We start from the raw sequence: 17,931 nt of genomic DNA, 5'->3' as shown, positions 1-17,931 counted from the left end.
TACACCAGGTTTATTGTTAAGACAGCTCATTGAGCTGTCTTTTTTTTATCTGAAATTGACCGCATAGCAGGTTTTTTGTTGTGCAGACGGTGTTAACATTTTTGTAACTTAATAAAGGGGCTGGAGGGGCATGCGTTTTATTTGTGCAGATGATGCGATATACTTTGCGCCAAATAACAGTAAAGTAAAATAACGATTCCAATAAAAGCGAAGAATTTCGCTAAAACAAGAGGTTACTATTGTGCTAGAAGCTTATCGTAAACATGTCGCTGAACGTGCCGAACAGGGTATTGTTCCACAACCTTTGAATGCTGAGCAGACTGCCGCACTCGTTGAACTGTTGAAAAATCCACCATTAGGTGAAGAAGTCTTCCTGATTGATCTCTTAGAAAACCGTATTCCTCCCGGTGTTGATGAAGCTGCTTACGTAAAAGCCGGTTTTTTATCTGCCATTGCAGCCGGTGAAGTGATCTCACCGATTGTTCATCCAGAGCATGCCGTTAAGCTGCTGGGCACGATGCAGGGCGGTTACAATATCGAAGCCTTGATAACTCAGCTTGATAATGAAGCGCTTGCACCGCTGGCAGTAACTGCGCTGTCGCACACCCTGTTAATGTTTGATTCTTTTTATGACGTTGAAGAAAAAGCAAAAGCAGGTAATGCTTTTGCACAGCAGGTTATCCAGTCATGGGCTGATGCGCAGTGGTTTACTGAAAAACCAACGGTTGCCGAAAAAATTACTATGACGGTATTTAAAGTAAGCGGCGAAACCAATACCGATGATCTGTCACCGGCTCCTGATGCCTGGTCTCGTCCTGATATTCCGCTGCACGCACTGGCGATGTTAAAAATCTCTCGTGACGGGATTAATGCGGATCAGGAAGGTGTTGTTGGTCCGGTTAAGCAGCTTGAAGCATTAAAAGCGCAGGGACATCCTTTAGTTTATGTTGGTGATGTTGTTGGTACGGGCTCATCTCGTAAGTCTGCAACTAACTCAGTTTTATGGTTTATGGGTAATGATATCCCGTTTGTACCAAATAAACGTGCCGGCGGTGTCTGTATCGGTAATAAAATAGCCCCTATTTTCTTTAATACCATGGAAGATTCCGGTGCACTGCCGATCGAAATGGATGTCAGCGCGTTAAATACGGGGGATGTTATTGATATCTACCCGCATCACGGTATGGTAAAAAACAGTGCGACGGGCGAAGTCGTTTCTGAGTTCGTATTAAAAACAAATATTATTCTTGATGAAGTGCGTGCCGGCGGCCGTATTCCATTAATTATCGGCCGTGGTCTGACTGAGCGGGCTCGTAAATCTTTGGGGCTTGAAGCTTCCACGGTGTTTGAGCTGCCTGTTGATGCAGAGGTTTCAACAAAAGGTTATACGCTGGCGCAGAAAATGGTCGGTAAAGCATGCGGTACCGACGGCGTTCGTGCTGGTCAGTACTGCGAGCCTAAAATGACCACTGTTGGTTCACAGGACACTACGGGTCCAATGACACGTGATGAGCTTAAAGATTTAGCCTGTTTAGGTTTCTCTGCGGATCTGGTTATGCAGTCTTTCTGTCATACGGGGGCTTATCCGAAACCTATTGATGTGATCACCCATCATACTCTGCCGGATTTTATTATGAACCGTGGCGGCGTATCACTGAGACCTGGTGACGGTGTTATCCATTCATGGTTAAACCGTATGCTGATGCCTGATACTGTTGGTACCGGTGGTGATTCTCATACGCGTTTCCCTATTGGTATCTCTTTCCCTGCCGGTTCTGGTTTAGTTGCCTTTGCTGCTGCTACTGGAGTTATGCCTTTAGATATGCCGGAATCAGTACTCGTTCGTTTTAAAGGTGAAATCCAGCCGGGTATCACATTACGTGATCTGGTTAATGCGATTCCGCATCAGGCAATAAAAGACGGTCATTTAACTGTTGATAAAGCAGGTAAGATTAATGTTTTCTCCGGTAGAGTACTTGAAATCGAAGGGCTTTCAACATTAAAAGTTGAGCAGGCTTTTGAGCTTTCAGATTCATCTGCAGAGCGAAGCGCTGCTGGTTGTTCTATTAAGCTGGATAAAGAGCCTATTATTGAATACTTAAATTCCAACATAGTTATGCTTAAATGGATGATTGCGGAAGGTTACGGTGACGTTCGTACGATTACTCGTCGTATTGAAGAGATGGAAGCCTGGCTTGCTGATCCGCAGTTAATGGAAGCAGATAAAGATGCACAATATGCAGCTGTTATCGACATTAATTTAAATGACATAAAAGAGCCGATTGTTGCATGTCCGAATGATCCTGATGATGTAAAACTGCTGTCAGAAGTTGCTGGACAGCAGATAGATGAAGTATTTATCGGTTCATGTATGACCAATATTGGACATTTCCGTGCTGCTGGTAATTTACTTGAAAAATATAAAGGTCAATTACCTACTCGTTTGTGGGTGGCTCCGCCGACGAAAATGGACGCGGCTCAGCTTTCTGACGAAGGTTATTACAGCATTTTTGGTAAAGTTGGTGCTCGTACCGAAATGCCGGGCTGCTCTTTATGCATGGGTAATCAGGCGCGCGTAGGTGATAATACAACAGTTGTTTCTACTTCTACCCGTAATTTCCCGAACCGTTTAGGTAACAGTGCTAACGTATATTTAAGCTCTGCTGAATTAGCGGCAGTAGCTGCTATAGAAGGTAAATTACCATCGGTAGAGGAATACATGAAATATGCAAAATCGTTAGATGCAGTTGCTGCTGAAACTTATAGATACCTTAATTTTGATCAAATTAAGAGTTATACTGATAAAGCAGAGACAATTATTTCAATAAAAGAGGAATAATTTTTTAACTTCTTAAATTGATTGTAAGTCTTTCAATTAAAACCCTATTCTTATTTGAGAATGGGGTTTTTTTGTCTGTAGCTAGTTAATAAACTTAGTTTGTAAAGCAAAAAACTGTGACAAAAACGTTAACAAATGCAATTTAGTTTGTTTTTTCACCAAAATTTGATAAAATTATTAACGATGATAAAAAACAGAGGCTGTCGAAACAGCCCGCAATAATAAATTACTATTAACGTAAATCTATAGAATGGGTACTATTATGTTAGAGAAAAGTTTAGTCGTGGGTGAATACCACATAGATACAAGTCAAAACAGTTTAATCCATGGAAGCCGTAAGGTTTACCTGGGTCCTTTACGTACATCACTATTACATTTCTTATGTAAAAATGTTAACACAGTTGTAACGCGCGAAGATCTCGCTCAACACGTGTGGGGCCGCTTGGTTACTGACCATACTATTAACCAGCATATTTCTCAGCTGCGTAAAAGCATCGGTACGTTGAGTCTGCATGGTTTAAATATTTCTACCATTCCTAAACGCGGTTATATCGCGCGCATGGAAGGTGTTGGTATTTCTGAAAATCAAGTATCACCAATGGTACAGTCTGAAGTTTCTGCTAATGCGATTAACAGCATGAAGGTGTTAGTTGTTGAAGGTCAGGCTGCTGAACGTATTGAGTTAATTGAACAACTTGAAAGTTTAGAAGTTTCTTATGTTGAAGGTGTTGCAACAACTATTGAAGCTGAACGTTCTGTTGCACTGCAGGATTTTGATCTGGTTATTGTTGACACACTGCTTGAAAACAGTGCCGGTGTTGAACTGATCAAGCGTATCCGTACGGGTCAGACTTCTGCATCTGCTGATATCAGCATTTTAAGTTCACACTTTGATGTGCAGCGTGAGCTGCTTGGCCTGAACAGTTTATTAGACGTTCAGGGATTATTATTGAAACCATTTGAGGCTAACCGTCTAAAACAGATGTTAATGGTTGCAAATAAATCAAATGTTGTTTTAAAACCTCAAGCTGCTTATGAGCTTGTACCAACAGACGTATTAGAAGTACTTGCACAAGCAAAAGCTGTTAACGAATAAAGATTCATTTATTCTGTAAAAAGGCTCTAGCGGAAACGTTAGGGCCTTTTTTGCTTTAAAGAGAAATTATGGAATTTGATTTTAGAAAAGATTTTATTACCGGTCAGGCTACGGTTAAGTTATCGATGGGACATGAAGCATTTGCCACCTGGTTGGAACAAGAAGGGCAGGCGCTGAACTGGATAGAAGGCTTACTTACTCAGGTAGTGCAGCTGCAGCAGCGGGAAATTACTGAGGTTAAGTTAGTCGGTAGTGAATTTTCACTTTTACTTAATCAGGAAGAAGCGCAGGTTATTAATCACAGTTTGTTAAATAATGATGATGACAGTGACCTGCAGGATGACTGGAGTTTTTATGATCTGGAAATTGAGGCCTGCTGCGGTCTGGAAGATTTTTTAAATCTACTTGAGTCCTGGTTAGAATTTATCCAGGGATAAGGGGGGAAACTGCAATGACACACCTGTCATTGCAGTAAACTTACTAACTTAATACTAATGTCGCCATACCTAAGAAAGAAAACAGGCCGATAACATCGGTTACCGTTGTTAAAGCCATACCGCCGGCAAGTGCGGGATCTATTTTATATTTATGCATAATCAGCGGGATGGTGACCCCTGCTATTCCGGCCGCTGATAGATTGATAAACATAGCGCCGCCAATGATTAAACCAACGGAAATATCGCCTTTCCACAGGGTAACAGCAGTCGCTACTAAAAATGCCCAGATCAAGCCATTAAGAATGCCGACAGCAGCTTCTTTGCCGATTAACCATTTAGTATTGCCACTGCCTATATGGCCGACAGCAATCCCGCGGATAACTAAAGCAAGAGTCTGATTACCGGCAATACCGCCCATGCTTGGCACTATGGTCATTAATATTGCAAGTGTTGCCATCTGCTCTAATGTTGCTTCAAACATATTCGTGACAGAGGCCGCGATAAATGCCGCAATTAAATTAATCGAAAGCCAAACGGTGCGGCGTTTTGTACTTGGCAGAATAGGAGCAAAAGTATCTTCGTCATCATCCATGCCCGCCATACCCATCATAGAATGCTCAGCATTCTCACGGATGATGTCAACAACATCATCGATGGTAATACGGCCAAGAAGGTGGTTTTGGGCGTCAACAACGGGGGCTGAAATCCAGTCATGACGTTCGAACAGTTTGGCTATTTCAGTTTCATCCATCTCAGCGAGTAACGTTTCGGTTTTATTATCCATCACCTGGGCAACAGAAAGAGAGGGGTCGACGGTCAGCAAAGTAGAAAGAGGGACGTCACCGATTAACTGATCATCTTCATCAACCACATAAAGAGTATCGGTTGCTTCCGGCAGTTCACCTTTTAAGCGCAGATAACGTAATACAACATCAATGGAAACATCCGGGCGCAGGGTGATAGTATCGGTATTCATTATTGAGCCGGCAGTATCTTCCGGGTAGGCAAGTGCCTGCTCTACACGGTGCCTGTCCTGAGCATCCATCTGCTGCAGTACTGCTTGATAAAGACTGTCCGGGATGCCTCGCAGGATATAAGCAAGGTCATCTGTATCCATACCCTCTGTTGCCGCGACCAAGTTAGCAGCACCCATTAAACTGATAATGCCGTCTTTAGCATCTTCGTTTAATTCTTCCAGTATTTCACCCTGCTGGTCGTGATCGGTTAAATTCCATAAAACTTTACGATTGGCAGGGGGGGAGGATTCGAGCAGCAGAGCAACATCACAAGCCGGCATTTTTTCAAGAATGCTGCGCGCGAGTACAAACATGCCGCTTTCGAGGGCTTTATTCACTTCTTGGAGGCGTTGCTGGGCATTTTGTGTGTCGGTATTTTCCAGCATTACGTAAGCTCCTGTATTATTATTCTTCTTCTAAAAACTTATCTTCTATCAGCTTAGTGACCGCAAGCATTGCCTGCTTCGCCTCTGTTCCTTTTGCTAATATTTCAATTTCCTGGCCGTAACATGTTTCTAAAACCAGTAAACCAAGTACACTGTCGGCATCTGCCTGTTTACCTTGATGCTTGATTATAATGGTTGCATCAAAAGAATTAACTAATTCAACAAGTTTAATGGTTGCACGAGTGTGTAGACCTAATTTGTTTTGTATTGTAATAGTTTGTTTGATGATATCCACTTATTTTATTGCTCCTTTAAGCACTTATGCTCAATTTGTACCTGGTATTTTTGTTTGAAACGCGCCGCAATTTGCTCCGTCAGGTAAACGGAACGGTGTTTTCCGCCTGTACAGCCGATTGCAATTGTCACGTAGTTACGGTTATTGGTTTCAAGGTGAGGCAGCCAGGAATGAAAAAGGTTTTCAATCTGGTTAGCGGTCTGTTTTACCAGACTGAAAGAATCAAGATAATCTTTAATCGGCTGATCTAAACCGCTGAATTTTTGTAATTCTGGTTCCCAGTGCGGGTTTGGTAGAAACCGTACATCAAAAATATAATCAGCATCTTCCGGGTGCATATATTTAAAGCCGAAAGACTGAAATATAATCAGCAGCTTGCTTTTGGATGACCCCTGTAGATGAATCTTAATACGCTCACTTAAATTATGGATAGACAGTGTTGTTGTATCGACTGATAAGGCTGCACAGGAACGAATTGGCTGGAGCAGTTCATTTTCAAGCTCAAGCGCTTGAGACAGGGATAATTTTTGTTTAGACAGCGGGTGAAGCCGTCTCGTTTCACTGTAACGGCGGATTAATTCAGTTGTTATTGCATCAATATAAATTATTTCGATAGCAATTTTATTTTTCAATGAAGCAAGCAGCTGCTCTATTGCAGATGTTTCGGTAGGTAAATTGCGAACATCCAGGCTAATCGCCACTTTATTATTTTCTGCATCAATGGTATCGATCAGTTGTTCAAGCAGTTGGAACGGGACACCGTCGATACAGTTATAACCTAAATCTTCAAGCACATGTAGTGCGATGGTTTTTCCTGAGCCGGAGCGTCCGCTAATGATTATTAATTTCATTTTTATTCCAACTTGAGCATGTTAGTTTGTCTGCAGTAACTTGAATAAAGCCTCATTACTTTCAGCGTTACGTAATTGACGTAAAAAAGGTTTATCTAACAGTTTTTTACTGATTTCAGCAAGTGCCGCCAGGTATTCTTTACAGCGGTCTTCCGGCACAAAAATAGCAAAAAGGATATCTACCTTATTACCATCATATGAATCGTAATCGATGCCCGAATCACATTGTATAAATACGGCAGTGGCGGGCAGTGAGCTGTCAATCTTTACGTGTGGGATGGCTATGCCTGATCCTACGCCGGTTGAACCGATTTTTTCGCGGGCGATTAAATTATTAAATAATATCTGCGGATCGATATTTAATTTCTCACCGGCAATATGGCTGATTTTTTCTAACGCACATTTTTTGCTGGTGCAGTTCGTCTGGCTAAAAACGGATTCTTGATTTAATAAACTAGAAATTTTCATATTATATTTAATTTGCTGTAACTGAACGCGCCAGTTTAGCAGTTTGTTGATGAATGGCTATGAAGAAATTGCAGTTTCTTAACATTAATCAACAATAATAATGATTTTAATCATAATATATTTTGCGGCTCTGCTGCTCGTATATTAATACCTAGAGTAGCTGTTTTCGCTGATTTGACGGCGGAATACCCAGTGACTCCCGGTATTTTGCAATGGTACGCCGTGCTACTTTAATTCCCTGCTCTTCAAGTAACTGGGTTATTTTATTGTCACTTAAAGGTTTCGTACTTATTTCTGCATTAACCAGCTTTTTGATCAGTGCACGGATAGCGGTCGAAGAACATTCGCCGCCGTTTTCCGTTGCTACATGGCTGGAGAAGAAAAACTTCAGTTCATAAATGCCCGTTGGAGTATGCATAAATTTCTGTGTAGTGACACGTGAGATGGTTGATTCATGCATCTCAACCTCAAATGCAACATCATTTAAGACCATAGGTTTCATTGCTTCATGACCATATTCAAAAAAGGCCTGCTGCTGCTGCACGATACAGTTTGATACTTTTAATAGAGTTTCGTTACGGCTTTCTAAGCTTTTTATAAACCACTTTGCTTCCTGCAGATGTCCCTTGATAAACTGAGAATCTGTTTTACTGATATTACCTTTGCATAAATCCGCATACTGCTGGTTTACCGACAGGTTCGGGTTACAGTCAGGGTTTAAGGATACCCGCCACTGTCCGGCAATTTTTTTCACATAAACATCAGGCACAATATATTGCGCTTGACTGTCTTCAATCTGATTGCCTGGTCTAGGCTCTAAAGTCTGAATTAGACGCATCACTTCAGCTAACTGTGCTTCCTTTAGCTTACTTTTTCTAGCCAGCGTGCGGTAATCGCGGTTGCCAAGCAGATCCATATATAAATCCAGCACCATTAATGCTTCACTGCGCCATGGAGTCTGTTCAGGTAGGTGCCGCAGTTGTATCTGCAGGCATTCCTGTGTCGAGCGAGCCGCCACACCGATAGGATCAAAATGCTGGATGCGTTTTAATACCACCTGAACTTCATCTAATTCAAGCTCGTTGTCCTCACTCACCAGACTCTCAAAAATAGATTCACAGCTTGTGGTTAAATAACCAGAATCATCGATAGAGTCGATAATTGCTGTTGCAATCATTAAATCGCTGTCAGAAAAAGGAGTCAGCTGCATCTGCCAGATCAAATGATCCTGCAGCGAGGCTGATGACTCTCCCTGATAAACAGTGTTTTCACCATCAAAATTTGTCGAACCTGAAGCCGGCGAAGCTGCCTGTACCGGGGTATATGACTCTTCCCAGTTATTATCTGCCGGCAGATCATCAGAAAACTCTTGTTTGGTTAAGGCCTCTGCTGTATCGACCTGACTGCTGTCCTGCTCTTTATTTACCTGTTCGATGCTGCTGTCGTCATCCTGATCAAGGAGCGGATTCTCATCGAGTGCATTCTGGATCTCCTGCTGCAGATCCAGTGTGGACAGCTGTAATAGTTTGATTGCCTGTTGTAATTGAGGGGTCATCGCAAGCTGCTGACCCATTTTCAATTGTAAACCTTGTTTCATCAAAATATTTTTCCTAATCCGGGAAATAAAGAGTGTAAGTTATTATAAACTATAGTTTAAATTCTTCGCCAAGATATACTTGTTTTACATGGTCGTTCGCTAATATTTCGTCTTGTGTGCCGACTGCAATAATTTCACCATGGCTCACTATATAGGAATGCTGACAGACATCTAATGTTTCGCGTACGTTGTGATCGGTAATTAATACACCTAATCCGCGGTCGCGCAGCTGCTGAATAATATTTTTTATATCAATTACAGATATCGGATCAACACCGGCAAATGGTTCATCTAAGAGAATAAATTTAGGCTCAGTAGCCAGTGCCCGTGCTATTTCAACTCGACGCCGCTCACCACCGGACAGGCTCATGCCTTTATTATCGCGGATATGAGTAATATGAAACTCTTCCAGCAGGGTATTTAGTTTATCTTCGCGCTGCTGGTTAGATAATTCCTTACGTGTCTGCAGAATGCCCATAATATTTTCAGTCACTGTTAAGCGCCTAAATATTGAGGCTTCCTGGGGCAGGTACCCGATACCTTTCTGCGCGCGAATATGCATAGGCTGATGAGAAATATCTTCATTATCAATGATGATAGAGCCTTCATCTTGTTTAACTAAACCTACCACCATATAAAATGACGTTGTTTTTCCCGCACCGTTCGGACCAAGTAAACCGACAATTTCACCTGTTTTTACCGTTAAAGCGACACCATTTACAACCGTGCGGCCTTTGTAGCTTTTTACTAAACCTTTTGCTATTAATTCAGCCATTTTGCTTATTCTTCTTTTTCTGTAGTGTTGTTTTCTGTGTCGACTGCTGATTTATCTGTTTTTTCTGAGACTGTATTTTCAGTGTTAATTTCTGATTTATGAGAACTCATATTTTCAGTATTAGTTTCTACTTGATCAGAAGGGGCATTTTCACTGCTCTTCTCGGACTGCTCTGCCGCCGGCTGCTTAGTTTTATTTTTTTCAAACTGGGCCGGTAAAAATACAGTTTTAACACGTTCACCTTTACTTTGGTCGGTATTGACTATCAGTTCTTCAGTTTCCAGAAAGTAAATTATTTTTGCACCGTTGATCTGGCTGTCAAGCTGCTTCACCTGCGCATTACCTGTGAGGGTTATTTTACCTTTGGCAACCTCATAACGAATGCTGTCTGCTTCCGCATCAAAAGGTTTGCCGTCATCCTGCGTCTGGTAAAAAGTAGCCACTTTTCCTTCGGCTGTCATCACTTCATGATTCGGTTTTGTACCGCGAATAACGGTCAATTTATCACCGGTGATTTTTATTGTGCCCTGAGTCAGCAGTACATCTTTTTGAAAGACAACTGTATTGCTTTTCATTTTCGCATGCTGGCTGACTGAGCTGACATTAATCGGCTGATCAAAGTCAGACTGCAGCGCAAAGCTGGAGCATGAAAAGAAGAATATGCTGAATATGATACTTAGGTTATTTTTTTTCATTTAGGTATACCGTTTTGATTTGGTCTTTAACAATTAATTCTTCTGTCACTAAAGAGGCCCACATTCCAACCCCCTGCTGTTTCATCTGCGGCCCTAACCAGGTTACAAACAGGTCACTGCTGATCTCGTTTTGATCGAGTAGAACCGTTAACTTTTCAGTTGCCATAGACTGTACCAGCTGATCTAAACTGAGATTTTTCAAAAATACATTATTTTCTAATTCTAGGCGGTTCTGTTCGTGAAGTACTGCGTCTTCACTCGTTACCTGCCAGACCGTTGTATCATCCGTTTCTTCATTATAAATATAAACAATGACTTTCGGTTTCTCAAAGACTGTAATATTTTTTTCAGTGAAGCTAGTCGCTTTATCTGCAAAAATTTTGTGACTGATTAAACCTGTCTTATCAAAATGAGTATTGTTTACATTATTGGCAATATAGCTAGGGTGATGTTCAGGTAATTCTGGCAGCACTGCTTCTGGTTTGAAATATAACCATAATAAAAAGGCTGCCAATAATAAAACAAATGGGATGCTCTGGCGTTTGTTCATCTATTCGCTTTTACCCTGTGTGATATCAAGTTTATCTGCGCACTGTAAAAAAAGGTCGCATACTTCTCGTACCGCGCCGAAGCCGCCGTTAACATGGGTAATTAAGTCTGCACCTTGTGAGACAAGCGGATGAGCGTCCTGTACGGCGATACCTAAGCCACAGTCCCGGATAACCGGAAGATCAACCATGTCATCTCCAATATAAGCAACCTGCTGCGGTGTTAAATTAAGTGTAGTTAATAAAGACTGATAAACGGTTAATTTGTCTTCCTGACCTTGGAATATGTAAGGCACTCCCAGCGCTTTCATTCTATTTTCAACAATATTTGACTGACGGCCTGTGATAATAGCGACATTGATGCCGATATTTAATATGGCTTTAATGCCGAAGCCATCCTTGGTATGAAAAGCTTTTAACTCTTCACCCTGGTTGCCTAAATAGATGCGTCCATCAGAGAAGACCCCGTCAACATCGCATATAAGCAGTTTAATTTTTTCAGCCTTTTGATAATTCTCAGTGCTGACTTGTCCGTAAGGCGTTGTGATCATTTTATTCTCGATTAATTCTTATTATGCCGCAAATGAAGGCTGTTGAATAAAATAACAAAATGCCACCTGCAACGCGAGTAATGATTTCCGGTTTAGCAATAGAGGTATAAGTAAAATCGTGAGAACAGGCATAACTGAAGTAAATCTCAGCTTCCTTCAGGTGATAACTGTCGAATAACTTCTTCCATGGTTTTTATAATAAAGTTTACAGCTGTATTTTATTTAATGAAAAATAAACTTACAACTTAAAAAAGGTGCTCATTTTAAGTAAACGGACAGTAAGGCTGCCAATACAGACGATTTCAGAATTTAATTATTTGTATATGCATGAGCATAACCTTACAATATTGATTAATTTTAGATATATAGATAATAGCTAGCGATGAAACAGGCACGCCATCTTTTTATAAACAATCTCTGCTTCTCTCGAAATGAACGATTATTATTTGATAATTTATGTTTCGAATTTGAGCGCGGCAAAATAACGGCTATTCTCGGGCCAAGCGGTATCGGAAAAACGACTCTGCTTAAGCTTATCGGCGGGCAGCTGCCTGTGGATAGTGGTGAGATAATTTTTAATGATATTCCTATCCATAACTGCTCTAACAAGATGTTGTATGAAGCTCGTAAAAAAATGGGCATGTTATTTCAAAGCGGTGCGTTATTTAATGAGCTCAGCGTATTTGAGAATGTTGCTTTCCCGCTGCGGGAGCATTTTCAACTAGAAGAGTCATTAATTTCTACTCTGGTATTAATGAAGTTAGAAGCGGTCGGACTGCGCGGTGCAAAAGATTTAAAGCCTGCAGAGCTTTCCGGAGGCATGGCAAGACGAGTTGCGCTTGCTCGTGCAATAGCATTGGATCCTGAGTTGATTTTATATGATGAACCTTTTACCGGACAGGATCCAATTTCTATGAATGTATTATTAAAACTGGTCAAGCAGCTTAATGATATACTGGGCCTTACCTCTATTATTGTTTCTCATGATGTTAATGAAGTGCTGGCGATTGCTGATAATGTTTATGTGTTAGCAGAGCAGAGAATCATAGCGCAGGGGCCTGCTGATTCCATTCTGCAGCAGACAGATAACCCGCTATTACAGCAGTTTCTGCACGGTAGAAGTGATGGTCCAGTACCTTTTCATTTTAAAAGTGATGATTTTCAGTCGGATCTGAACAAGGTGAATAAATGATAGGCATTTATGTAAGGTCCGTTGGACGTTTTAGTTTAGCGTTAACGCGCACGGCTGGAAAGTCTGCTCTGCTGCTGCTGCGTACTGTCTGGGGAGCACCTCACCCGAAACTATTTTCGCTGTTCATTGCGCAGGTATTTCAGCTCGGTATTTTATCTTTGCCGATTATTTTAACTGCCGGTCTGTTTATCGGCATGGTTTTAGGTCTGCAGGGATATTATGTTTTAGTTGATTATGCCGCTGAACAGAGTTTAGGCAGCATGGTGGCTTTGTCGCTGTTACGTGAATTAGGCCCGGTTGTTGCCGCCCTGCTTTTTGCTGGTCGAGCAGGTTCCGCTTTAACGGCCGAAATTGGTTTAATGCAGAGTACAGAGCAGATTGCCAGTATGGAGATGATGGCTGTTTCCCCTTTGAAGCGGGTGATTGCGCCGCGTTTTTATGCCGGTATTGTAACCCTGCCTATGCTGACGCTGTTGTTTAATGTTATCGCTATCTGGGGGGGATACTTAATCGGCGTGAGCTGGATGAGCATTGACGGCGGCGCATACTGGTCAGTTATGCAGGGCAGTGTCGAATACCTGCCTGATGTCGGTAACGGCATTATTAAAAGTGTCATTTTTGCTGTTATGATCACCTGGGTTGCACTTTATAACGGTTATCACGTTGTTCCCACCGCGCAGGGGATCAGCAAAGCAACGACGCAGACCGTTGTTGTCTCTTCATTACTAGTATTAGCAATGGATTTTATTTTAACTGTATTTATGTTCGGCACATAATCAGTTACGGAATAATTGGAATTAATATGTTACAGAAAAAACTAGAGTTATGGGTTGGTGCTTTTGTTATCGCATCTGTGGTTTCCTTAGGTGTATTAGCCTTCAGTGTTGCTGGTGTTTCATTTAAAGGAGAGGGCGACAGTTATACACTTTACGCTAATTTTTCAAATGTCGGCGGATTAAAGGTACGTGCGCCGGTTAAGCTTGGTGGTGTTGTTGTCGGGCGAGTGGAAAATATCCACCTGGATAAAAATACCTATACACCTGTGGTGCGTTTAGCCATGTTTGAAAATACGGGGTTTTACCCGGAAACATCTTCTTTGGCTATTTTAACGTCTGGTTTATTAGGAGAGCAGTATATCGGTATTCAACCTGGGTTTATTGATGACGATATAGATATGTTAGCGGACGGTGACAGTATCGAAGATACAAAATCTGCTTTGGTGCTTGAAGACTTAATCGGCCAGTTTATTTACTCAATCAATAAGGATAATTAATGCGAATTTTATCAGTTGTTTTATTAATGCTGTACAGTAGTCTGGCCACTGCCGATGAAGTGGATATGAGTAATCCGAATCAGGTTATTCATTCGGTTTCTATTAATACTTTTTCTCGAATTAATGCCGAAAAAGAGCATCTGCAGAAAGAGCCTGGTTATATACAAGTTGTTATTGAAGAAGAATTAATTCCCTATTTTGATTATAAATATGCAGCTTATAAAGTCATGGGCAGTCATTTAAGAAAGACTTCAGCTGAACAGCGCAATGACTTTGTGCAGGCCTTTCGTACTTATCTGGTGAATGCGTACGGGAATATCTTGATTAAATACGATCAGCAGCAGATTGAAATTTTAGACAACACGCATTTTATGGATAAGAAAATAGTGAGTATTCCTGTTAGAATCCGAGATCAGAACGAGCAGCTTACTCAGCTGGCGTTTAAATTACGAAAAAACAAGAAAACCGGTGAATGGAAAGTTTTTGATGTGATAGCAGAAGGGATCAGTATGCTTAATACTAAACAGTCTGAAATTAATGATTTAATTAAGAAAAAAGGTATTAACCATGTTATTCAGCTGTTAGAGAAAAAAAACAGTGAGTTTTCCTCGTGACTAACACAATAAATAACGAGACAATGAGATTAACGGGACCCCTGATACTAAGTGAGTTAGCGGCCGGCAGATTATCTGCGGCTGCTTTTCAAGATGTCAAAACAATTGATTTACAGCAGTTAATAAACATAGACTCCGCCGGGCTTGCATATTTAGTACAAATAAAAACTAAGAATCCCGGCTTATCCTTTATCGGGGTACCTGAAAAAACAACCATCTTAGCCGATTTATACGGGGTAAGTTTTCTCTTCAAATAGTGGGGCATTCAATGAATATTGAAACAATTAAAGAAAAATTAGAGCAGGCATTAGTACTCGATGAATGCATCGTTAAAGGTGAAAATGGTACCTTTCAAGTAATAGCGGTCGGAGAAATATTTTCAGATTTAAGCCGGGTTAAAAAGCAGCAGGTTGTTTACGGACCTTTAACTGAAGAGATTGCAAGTAATGCAATTCATGCATTAACAATTAAAGCATTAACGCCAGATGAGTGGCAAAAACAAAAACATTTTATTTAGTAAGCGGGAAGGATAGTTAGATGGGTCAGTTTTTAATTCAAGGCGGCTGCCGGTTAAATGGTGAAGTTACAATCTCCGGTGCCAAAAATGCAGCATTACCAATTCTTTTTGCCAGCTTATTATCTAAAGGTGATGTGAATTTAAGCAATGTTCCTTTACTTAAGGATATTTCGACAACACTTGAGCTTTTAAAAGAGTTAGGTGCCGATGCATCACAAGATGGTCATAAAGTGCATATTAATGCATCTGGTGTAAAAAATTATACCGCATCCTATGAACTTGTACGTAGTATGCGTGCGTCAATTTTAGCGTTAGGCCCTTTAGTTGCCCGGTTTGGAGAAGCGGATATTTCTTTGCCCGGCGGCTGCGCCATTGGTGCTCGCCCGGTGAATTTACATATTCATGGTTTAGAGCAGATGGGCGCAACCATTAAAGTTGAAGACGGCTTTATTAAAGCGCGTGTTGACGGCCGTCTGAAAGGTGCACATCTATATATGGATCTGGTCAGTGTTACTGGTACTGGAAATCTAATGATGGCGGCGGCACTTGCTGAAGGTATTACTACTATTGAAAATGCAGCTAAAGAACCGGAAATTGTGGACCTGGCTAATTTTATTAACGGCATGGGCGGTAAAATATCAGGTGCAGGCAGCGATACGCTGACTATCGAAGGTGTTGAGTCGTTAGGGGACTGTGCTTATCAGATACAGCCGGACCGCATTGAGACCGGTACATTTCTCGTTGCAGGCGTAGTCAGCGGCGGTAAGGTGAAATGTATAAAAACAAATCCTCACCTGCTGACTGCTGTGCTGGCGAAGCTGGAAGAAGCAGGAGCTTTAGTAACTACTGGTGACGACTGGATTGAAGTGGATATGACTGATCGTGAATTAAAATCAGTCAACATTACCACTGCACCACACCCTGCATTCCCAACTGATATGCAGGCGCAGTTTACGGTATTAAATACCGTTGCACCGGGTACTGGGCTTATCAAAGAAAATATTTTTGAAAACCGCTTTATGCATGTTCCTGAGCTGCAGCGTATGGGCGCTAATATTGAATTAGATGGTAATCTGGCTATTTGTGGTGATCATGATCAATTAAGTGGTGCTAAGGTGATGGCAACAGATTTACGTGCTTCAGCAAGTCTGGTCATTGCAGGTTTGATTGCTCATGGTGAAACCATTGTTGATGAGATTTACCATATTGATCGCGGTTATGAAGCTATCGAAAATAAACTGATTCCGCTTGGTGCGAAAATTAGACGTATTGAAGATTAGGTTTTAATTTTAGCAGTTAAATACAAAGGGAAGCATTAAGCTTCCCTTTTTTTATTCTATATCCTGCTCTTTCCTGGAGAGGGCCTGGATATTATTCAGCTCGCCAATTTCTACCTCAAGCTCAATTTCATTACCTTTGCGCAGCAGGGTCAACACAGCTTTGGTACCGGGTTTGATTTCAGCTACCTTATCCATCGCAATGATTAAGTTTTCAACCTCGACACCGTCGATTTTTAAAAGAATATCATTGACTTGCACACCTGCTGTTGAAGCCGGTCCGCCTGGGTGTATATTTTTGATAATAATGCTGTTCTGCGCTTTTAATCCCCACAATCGAGCTAAAAGCGGATCCAGATTCTCAGCTGTAATACCTAAGGAGCCGCGAATAACACGTCCTTGTGAAATCAGACTCTGCATAATACGACGTGACAGTTTGTAAGGAACTGCGAAACTGATACCGCTGCTGAAGCCATTATTATTGCTGGAGAATTCAGAAGTGTTAATGCCTACTAGCTCTCCCCTACTGTTGATCAGGGCCCCTCCGGAATTACCTTCATTAATGGCCGCATCGGTTTGTAGAAAATCCTGACGCCCCGAAGAGCTCATCCCGTTTCGACCGGTTGCGCTGATGATCCCCTGGGTGGTAGTCTGTCCTAAGTTATAGGGGTTGCCGATAGCAAGCACAATATCACCCACTTGAGGTTTGTACTGCATATTCTGGGGAATGACCGGCAGGTTGTTACCTTTTATCTGCAGAACTGCAAGGTCCGTGATCAGGTCACTGCCGACAATAGATGCAGTAAATAAGCGTCCGTCCTGCAGCGCAATAAGAATCTGATCGGCTTGTGATACCACATGAAAGTTGGTCAGGATGTAGCCTTTTTTATCAACAATAATACCGGAGCCTAACTCAGAAGGCTGCAGATGCTGCTGATTATCAAGGCTCGAGTCCAGATACTGCTGTGAATAAATGTTTACTACTGCCGGTGCTGCTTTTTTAACTGCATCACTGTAACCGGCAACTGTATCAGTCTTTAAAAAAGAAGAGATTACTGTAATGAACTGCGCGCCGTTAGTGACCAGCAGGGCAATAATAATGCCCCAGAAAATAGGTTTTACAAAATACAGCAGCCGTGCTTTCAAATTCATCTGTTTTATGACCAAGTATAAATGGAAAAAGGAAATGCAGATTATATACAAAATGAAAGCTGGATGGGATTTTATTGTATATTCTGCAGTATGAGGTTAAAAAACAAGCGCTAGTTGCAGTGCTTGTATCATTCTATATTTAGTTATTCAGTAATAAAGTGTGTATTGTCTTAATCAACTCATAGATGACTGAAATCCAGACAAAAAAAGCACCGCTAAATGCAGTGCTTCTATCCATTCTGTACTTAGTTATTAAGTAATAACGTGGTCAGAAGAAAAGTGTATTGTCTGAATCAACTTACGGATGACCTAAATCCATACAAAAAAAGCACCGCTAAATGCAGTGCTTTTA

At 41.4% G+C, this 17,931-nt stretch carries 20 protein-coding genes; 10 read left to right on the top strand and 10 right to left on the bottom strand.

Annotated features, from left to right (window positions below; translation table 11 throughout):
* The first annotated feature begins 241 nt into the window (after positions 1-241).
* From acnB to G327_RS0108775, 3 genes are all read left to right on the top strand, one after another.
* Entirely contained in the window at positions 242-2,839 is a 2,598-nt protein-coding gene (gene acnB / locus G327_RS0108785) for a bifunctional aconitate hydratase 2/2-methylisocitrate dehydratase (RefSeq protein ID WP_019614395.1), read from the top strand.
* 262 nt (positions 2,840-3,101) lie between these two features.
* Positions 3,102-3,935: a winged helix-turn-helix domain-containing protein gene (locus tag G327_RS0108780; protein WP_019614394.1), complete on the top strand. Its 834-nt coding sequence runs from the start codon at positions 3,102-3,104 to the stop codon at positions 3,933-3,935.
* A 68-nt stretch (positions 3,936-4,003) separates the two neighbouring features.
* On the top strand, positions 4,004-4,372 hold the full coding sequence (locus G327_RS0108775) for a YacL family protein (protein ID WP_019614393.1): 369 nt from the start codon (positions 4,004-4,006) through the stop codon (positions 4,370-4,372).
* A gap of 43 nt (positions 4,373-4,415) precedes the next feature.
* On the opposite strand, the gene mgtE is transcribed toward G327_RS0108775, so the two are convergent.
* The 9 genes from mgtE to kdsC form a co-directional block, all read right to left on the bottom strand.
* Complete coding sequence (gene mgtE, locus G327_RS0108770; protein WP_019614392.1) at positions 4,416-5,774, bottom strand: magnesium transporter; 1,359 nt, start codon at positions 5,772-5,774, stop codon at positions 4,416-4,418.
* Positions 5,775-5,793: 19 nt separating this feature from the next.
* Positions 5,794-6,069, bottom strand: a complete 276-nt coding sequence (locus G327_RS0108765) for an HPr family phosphocarrier protein (protein ID WP_019614391.1) — start codon at positions 6,067-6,069, stop codon at positions 5,794-5,796.
* 5 nt (positions 6,070-6,074) lie between these two features.
* Positions 6,075-6,920 carry an RNase adapter RapZ gene (rapZ, locus tag G327_RS0108760; protein ID WP_019614390.1) on the bottom strand — a complete coding sequence of 282 codons (846 nt, stop codon included), beginning with the start codon at positions 6,918-6,920 and terminating at the stop codon, positions 6,075-6,077.
* Between the two features lie 21 nt (positions 6,921-6,941).
* Complete coding sequence (gene ptsN, locus G327_RS0108755) at positions 6,942-7,388, bottom strand: PTS IIA-like nitrogen regulatory protein PtsN (RefSeq protein ID WP_019614389.1); 447 nt, start codon at positions 7,386-7,388, stop codon at positions 6,942-6,944.
* A gap of 151 nt (positions 7,389-7,539) precedes the next feature.
* Positions 7,540-8,985 carry an RNA polymerase factor sigma-54 gene (locus tag G327_RS0108750; RefSeq protein ID WP_019614388.1) on the bottom strand — a complete coding sequence of 482 codons (1,446 nt, stop codon included), beginning with the start codon at positions 8,983-8,985 and terminating at the stop codon, positions 7,540-7,542.
* A 49-nt stretch (positions 8,986-9,034) separates the two neighbouring features.
* Positions 9,035-9,760: an LPS export ABC transporter ATP-binding protein gene (lptB, locus tag G327_RS0108745; RefSeq protein ID WP_019614387.1), complete on the bottom strand. Its 726-nt coding sequence runs from the start codon at positions 9,758-9,760 to the stop codon at positions 9,035-9,037.
* Positions 9,761-9,765: 5 nt separating this feature from the next.
* Positions 9,766-10,455 (bottom strand): lipopolysaccharide transport periplasmic protein LptA, encoded by a 690-nt coding sequence (gene lptA, locus G327_RS24285; RefSeq protein ID WP_019614386.1) that lies wholly within the window; start codon positions 10,453-10,455, stop codon positions 9,766-9,768.
* Positions 10,442-11,005: an LPS export ABC transporter periplasmic protein LptC gene (lptC, locus tag G327_RS0108735; protein ID WP_019614385.1), complete on the bottom strand. Its 564-nt coding sequence runs from the start codon at positions 11,003-11,005 to the stop codon at positions 10,442-10,444. Before lptC ends, lptA begins: the two co-directional genes overlap by 14 nt.
* A complete protein-coding gene (gene kdsC, locus G327_RS0108730; RefSeq protein WP_019614384.1) occupies positions 11,006-11,554 on the bottom strand; it encodes a 3-deoxy-manno-octulosonate-8-phosphatase KdsC in 549 nt (182 codons plus the stop codon).
* A gap of 382 nt (positions 11,555-11,936) precedes the next feature.
* On the opposite strand from kdsC, the gene G327_RS0108725 reads away from it, so the two are divergent.
* The 7 genes from G327_RS0108725 to murA are packed head-to-tail and all read left to right on the top strand — an operon-like array spanning position 11,937 to position 16,430.
* Entirely contained in the window at positions 11,937-12,746 is an 810-nt protein-coding gene (locus G327_RS0108725; protein ID WP_019614383.1) for an ATP-binding cassette domain-containing protein, read from the top strand.
* Positions 12,743-13,522, top strand: coding sequence for a lipid asymmetry maintenance ABC transporter permease subunit MlaE (mlaE, locus tag G327_RS0108720; protein WP_019614382.1), 780 nt, complete (start codon positions 12,743-12,745; stop codon positions 13,520-13,522). Before G327_RS0108725 ends, mlaE begins: the two co-directional genes overlap by 4 nt.
* A gap of 26 nt (positions 13,523-13,548) precedes the next feature.
* Positions 13,549-14,019, top strand: coding sequence for an outer membrane lipid asymmetry maintenance protein MlaD (gene mlaD, locus G327_RS0108715; protein ID WP_019614381.1), 471 nt, complete (start codon positions 13,549-13,551; stop codon positions 14,017-14,019).
* A complete protein-coding gene (locus G327_RS0108710) occupies positions 14,019-14,633 on the top strand; it encodes an MlaC/ttg2D family ABC transporter substrate-binding protein (RefSeq protein WP_019614380.1) in 615 nt (204 codons plus the stop codon). Before mlaD ends, G327_RS0108710 begins: the two co-directional genes overlap by 1 nt.
* Positions 14,630-14,890: an STAS domain-containing protein gene (locus tag G327_RS0108705; protein ID WP_157601059.1), complete on the top strand. Its 261-nt coding sequence runs from the start codon at positions 14,630-14,632 to the stop codon at positions 14,888-14,890. The genes G327_RS0108710 and G327_RS0108705 overlap by 4 nt, the downstream gene beginning before the upstream one ends.
* A gap of 11 nt (positions 14,891-14,901) precedes the next feature.
* Complete coding sequence (locus G327_RS0108700; protein WP_019614378.1) at positions 14,902-15,150, top strand: BolA family protein; 249 nt, start codon at positions 14,902-14,904, stop codon at positions 15,148-15,150.
* Positions 15,151-15,170: 20 nt separating this feature from the next.
* Entirely contained in the window at positions 15,171-16,430 is a 1,260-nt protein-coding gene (gene murA / locus G327_RS0108695; RefSeq protein WP_019614377.1) for a UDP-N-acetylglucosamine 1-carboxyvinyltransferase, read from the top strand.
* Positions 16,431-16,481: 51 nt separating this feature from the next.
* Here the strand turns inward: murA and degS are convergent, their stop codons facing one another.
* Positions 16,482-17,579 (bottom strand): outer membrane-stress sensor serine endopeptidase DegS, encoded by a 1,098-nt coding sequence (gene degS / locus G327_RS0108690; protein ID WP_026339271.1) that lies wholly within the window; start codon positions 17,577-17,579, stop codon positions 16,482-16,484.
* Positions 17,580-17,931: the final 352 nt, after the last annotated feature.

It is taken from the genome of Psychromonas ossibalaenae ATCC BAA-1528 (assembly GCF_000381745.1).
GTDB lineage: Bacteria > Pseudomonadota > Gammaproteobacteria > Enterobacterales > Psychromonadaceae > Psychromonas > Psychromonas ossibalaenae.
Note: the sequence above shows the minus strand (reverse complement) of the source record. Positions and strands in the feature narration are given on the sequence as shown.